Source organism: Nonomuraea sp. K271 (assembly GCF_009908215.1).
In the GTDB taxonomy this organism is placed as follows: domain Bacteria; phylum Actinomycetota; class Actinomycetes; order Streptosporangiales; family Streptosporangiaceae; genus Nonomuraea; species Nonomuraea longispora.
Genome location: NZ_JAAAHR010000394.1, coordinates 1 through 766 on the forward strand (window position 1 = coordinate 1; position 766 = coordinate 766).

1 protein-coding gene is annotated in these 766 nt (G+C 64.5%); it reads right to left on the minus strand.

The window, feature by feature from the left end:
- Positions 1–196: 196 nt before the first annotated feature.
- On the minus strand, positions 197–766 hold a 570-nt coding region (locus GUY59_RS47150; RefSeq protein ID WP_161715160.1), incomplete at its 5' end, for a C39 family peptidase.

The window sequence follows — 766 nt, forward strand, 5'->3', positions numbered from 1 at the left end:
GGCGTGGGCCGGCGCCAGAGAGGTGATGCACAGCGTGCCCACGGTCACGGCGAAACCGGCAACGGTCCCCGTCCTGCGGTTGATCACGTGATCGCTCCACGATTGCACGACAGCGGGTGAAGGCCACGAGTGTAGGTACGCGATCATGCAGGCAGTGACGGTTGCGCACGATGTGGCCGAAAGCGTGGGATGCCGGTCAGCTCTTCGAGATGTAGTACATGTTGCCGCCCGGCTGCAGGACCTTGGCCAGGGTGGAGGCCTTGACGGTGTGCGAGCCGCCGGTCGGCTTCCACGGGTCGTAGACGGTGATGGTGCCGGCCAGCTTGTCGTAGCCGTACGCGATGATCGCGTGACCGACCTTCTCACCCTTGACCTTGCCCTTGTTCCAGGGCAGCTGCTCCATCCACACCGCGAGCACGGGCGCCTTGTGCAGCTCGCCCACCTGGGTGGAGACCCGGTCCATGAGCTTCAGGGCGTTGCCGTCGGCGTCGGTCGTGCTGGAGACCTTGTAGCCCTTCGACTTCAGGTACGTGTTGATCACCGGGATGGCGTACTTGCCCTTGGTGCCGCCGGAGGCGGTGGTCTTCATCTTCTTCGCCAGGGTCGACTGGCTGACCTTGACGCCGAAGGTCGACAGGCTCATCGAGGACGAGGCGGGCACACAGTAGTAGTTGGTCTTCTGGTACTGGCCCTTGAGGCTGACCTTGTACTTCAGCGGGCTGAGCAGGCCCTTGGTGCTGGCGGTGGGAGACGGGGTGGACGTGGG